Annotated in this window: 5 protein-coding genes; 1 reads left to right on the top strand and 4 read right to left on the bottom strand. The window is 37.0% G+C overall.

Annotation, left to right across the window (positions count from 1 at the left end; all coding sequences use genetic code 11):
• A partial coding sequence (locus tag RT405_RS02665; protein WP_313467329.1) for a nuclease-related domain-containing protein occupies positions 1-307 on the bottom strand: 307 nt, incomplete at its 3' end.
• A gap of 421 nt (positions 308-728) precedes the next feature.
• Here RT405_RS02665 and RT405_RS02660 point away from each other — a divergent pair.
• Positions 729-1,463: an NAD-dependent protein deacylase gene (locus tag RT405_RS02660; RefSeq protein ID WP_313467328.1), complete on the top strand. Its 735-nt coding sequence runs from the start codon at positions 729-731 to the stop codon at positions 1,461-1,463.
• 82 nt (positions 1,464-1,545) lie between these two features.
• On the opposite strand, the gene RT405_RS02655 is transcribed toward RT405_RS02660, so the two are convergent.
• From RT405_RS02655 to RT405_RS02645, 3 genes are all read right to left on the bottom strand, one after another.
• The gene (locus RT405_RS02655) at positions 1,546-2,322 is read right to left on the bottom strand and encodes a Cof-type HAD-IIB family hydrolase (RefSeq protein ID WP_313467326.1); all 777 of its coding nucleotides are present in this window, start codon (positions 2,320-2,322) and stop codon (positions 1,546-1,548) included.
• Positions 2,323-2,347: 25 nt separating this feature from the next.
• Complete coding sequence (locus tag RT405_RS02650) at positions 2,348-3,031, bottom strand: histidine phosphatase family protein (RefSeq protein WP_313467325.1); 684 nt, start codon at positions 3,029-3,031, stop codon at positions 2,348-2,350.
• Between the two features lie 108 nt (positions 3,032-3,139).
• Positions 3,140-3,795: fructose-bisphosphatase class III (locus tag RT405_RS02645; RefSeq protein ID WP_313467324.1), on the bottom strand; the 656-nt coding region annotated here is incomplete at its 5' end.

The raw sequence follows: 3,795 nt of genomic DNA, 5'->3' as shown, positions 1-3,795 counted from the left end.
ACATCTTTTCATTTTCGTAATAGTATTCACCTTCAAAATTTTTAACTTCGTATATATAAAGACTCTTTGCAGTGATCAACAAAGTATCAATTTGAAACTTTTTCCCCCTTACCGTTAAATACAAATCATTTAAAACTATGCTCTCACATTTTAATTGTTCTGTTATGGAATCAAACTGCACTTCTCCATTGTATCCTTTGACCCAGTTCGCATACTTATTACGGTCATCTCTAGATAAAGTCATTCGATTAACCAATGATTCCATCACTAACAATCGAAACGGTTTTTCTCTCTCCTTAAAAGCCATTCACCCACTCCTAATGTTTTTCTTTCTCATTCAATACTATCCGCAATCTATATTGTTTTCGTTTCAAATACAGGTAGTAATTTTTTTGAATCCAAAAAACTCTAATTAACTAACCAATTATCTTGTACTGCAAACTAATTTTTGAATCCGATTATGGGGCTTATGATGTATATTCCTTCTAACAACTAATTGAGGCTAGTTTTTTCTATCATTTGTCTGCTAGACGGGCACTACCGAACAACTCTCTACAGCTTTCTTGTCTATTTGTCTGCTAGACAATCGCTACCGAACAATCCCCTTTATTGCTGCCTCTTTAAATATTTCCTCTTCCTTTTTATAAGCGAATTAATACGAATCAACACAATTGTGTGCTACTATGTAGTATAGAAATAATTAGATAATATGAAGGAGCATAAAATAAATGACGCATCAAATAGAAACATTGCAAAGATTTATTGATGAAGCTGAAAAAATTGTCTTTTTTGGTGGTGCGGGAGTTTCAACTGAGAGTGGCTTACCGGATTACCGTTCAAATACTGGGACTTATACTGAATTGGAACGGCAGCAGTTAGACCCCAAGAAAATTATGAGTAAACGTTATTTATTAAATTACCCGGAAAAGTTTTTTAACCGACCTAACACACGTAAAAAAACAGAAGCTCCAAAACCGAATGCAGCGCATCTCTACTTGGCCAAACTAGAAAAACAAGGGAAAGATGTTCGCATCATCACTCAAAATGTGGATGGCTTGCATCAAGCAGCCGGAAGTAAACTAGTTGTTGAACTGCATGGCAATAACCGTCATTTTCACTGTATGGAATGTGGTCGCGAATACAAATTAAATGAAATTCAACGGGATGAGCAGAATATTCCTCGTTGTCCGATTGATAACGGCATTATTCGTGCAGATGTGATTTTATTTGGCGAAAATCTCAAACCAGGAATTTTAGACCGGGCAAAAGAGTTGATGGCCAGTTCAGACTTACTGATTATTGCTGGTACTTCTTTAACAGTCAATCCATCTAAAAACCTTATTCGCTACTTTAAAGGCAAACGAGTCGTTGTCATCAATAAAACACCACTTACTATTGATTTACCTGTAGATTTGGCTATTGAAGATGCCGTCGGAAAAGTTTTCCAGCAATTAACTGTTTAATTGCCTAAAAAAACTGACCGAATTCCACTATTTTAAGAGTATGCGGAGTTCAGTCAGTTTTTTACTTATTGCTTATCAGAAATCAAATTAAATCGTAATACTTTAACCCTTCTACGATTCCACCATCAACATGGCTCGCAGTAATATAGGTAGCCTTTTCTTTTAAGCTTGCTAGCCCATTTCCCATCGCTACTCCATAGTCTACGTGTTCGACCATTTCAATATCATTAGACCCATCGCCGAAAGCGAAAGTCGGGATCGTCTCAAATTTCAATGTCTTAACTAATTCCGTGATCCCCGTAGCTTTTGAATTCCCTTTTGGAATGGTGTCCATACTGTAAGGCGTGTTGCGGTAAAAAGACAACTCTGGAAAGTTCGTTTTAAAATAAGCATCTTGTGACTTATCTGTGTTCAATACTAATGCCATCAACACTTCTTCTTCTAAATGCAAGGTACTGTGCACCGACGGAACTTCAGCGTGAATAAACTGATACGCTTCTTTTAATACTTCTGTTTCACGTGTTGCACGGATTTTATTATTTGTATAAAAAGACAAGGCAAATTTGCGTTCTTCTGTTGCTTGTTTTAAATTAACCAACGTTTCTACAGGAATGCGATTGCGATAAACTTCTTGGCCTTCATACACAATGTATTGTCCATTAAGTGTAATAAATGAATCAATCGGCGTTTCTTTTAACACGTGCTGAATTTCAATCGGGCTTCGTCCTGTCGCAATAAATGGAATATTGCCTTTTTGTTTCATTTGTTCTAATGCTTCGACTACTTCAGGTTCAACTTTTGATTCTTTATTTAATAACGTACCGTCTAAGTCAAAAAATACTAATGCATTTGGTTTCAAACTATTTATTCTCCCTTTGCTTTGTTTAATCTTTTTCTAAATCTTTGAAGTGTTCAATTTCATTGTAACATTCTAAATGATAGCGCCCATCATAATAGCTGACCTTTGATACACTGGCATTTAACAAAGGCTGCGGATTATCCAGCTCGGGAACTAATCCATTCAACATATACCGGATCGTATTGCCGTGAGCGACAACTAATACCTTATCTCCCGTATCGCGATGCTTATCGATCAATGTTAACAACCCTTTTTCAATGCGTGACCAAAATTCAAGGTAATTCTCCGCATGGTGATAAGGGTCCGCTTCTTTCGTGGCGTTCATTTGTTCCGGTACAGTAGCTTCTGCCCATAATTCAGCGACAGAAGGGTATTCCATCACTTCATTGATATTTTCCCATACTTCATCAACGTCCATACCTTCAAAAGAACCAAAAAACACTTCACGAAACTCAGGCATAGCTTGTATTTCTAATTCTTCGCCAAATTTATTTTCTTCTAAAATAAGACTGGCCGTTTCAATTGTCCGGTTTAAATCACTTGTATACACTGCATCAAATTGTACTTCTGCCAACCCTCTGCCGCTTCTGCGAACATCTTCGCTTCCTTCTTCAGTCAACTGTATATTGCTCCAGCCTTGCATTCTTCTATATAAATTGAAATACGTTTGGCCATGTCTGACAAAATAAAATGTGCATCCTTTATTCAAAAAAATCTCCTCCAGTAACCTAACATTCTCATGCATTTTATACTCATCTTCTATTGTACCAAAGATAAGCGGGAAAGAATAAGTTTTCATTCAGAAAAGAACTTCTGTTTATTTCTTGTGGTTTTCAACGATTTCACCATTTTGATAAGCTTCCAATAATTCTTTCAAATCTTTTACTTGTTCGGATAAGCGTATACCAATATCTGTTTCTCGAACTTTTTTACGCTCTAATTCGCGGTCCACCACTCTGCGCGTCGACATGATATCAAATTCATCTTCAATCGCATTTTTCAGCGAAGTAAATGGTTGATGTGAAACCAGCTGCATGCCGTAAGAATTGTACAACAACGTATATCCGGCCAGCCCAGTTGTCCCTTGGTAGGCTTTAGAGAAACCGCCATCGATCACTAACATGCGCCCGTCCGCTTTGATCGGATCCTCTCCCCGCTTTTCTTTCACAGGTGTATGTCCGTTAATAATGTGTCCTTTAGCAGGGTCTAATCCGAACTCAGCCAGTATTCTCTCACAGGTAGCAATATCATTGCGCATATTGTAATAAGCATTTTTCTTTTCTTCATGAGTCGTTTTATCTTCAATATAGTACCGTTCAAATGTCGTCATCTGATCTTTTCCAAATAATGAAGAAGCAGCTCCCGTCCATAAATACCAAATGATATCTAAATGTTTTTCTTTATTTTCTTTGTCTCTGGTCAAATAGCCTTTACGCAAGATTTCTTCAAATTTATCCAATAACGCTTTTCCTT

The sequence above is a fragment of the Carnobacterium sp. genome, assembly GCF_032094055.1.
Classification (GTDB): Bacteria; Bacillota; Bacilli; order Lactobacillales; family Carnobacteriaceae; genus Carnobacterium_A.
This window is presented reverse-complemented; position numbering and strand designations above follow the sequence as displayed.

Coding starts and splice junctions, on each gene's coding strand:
- RT405_RS02660 (WP_313467328.1), top strand. CDS start 729: ATGACGCATCAAATAGAAACATTGCAAAGATTTATTGATGAAGCTGAA.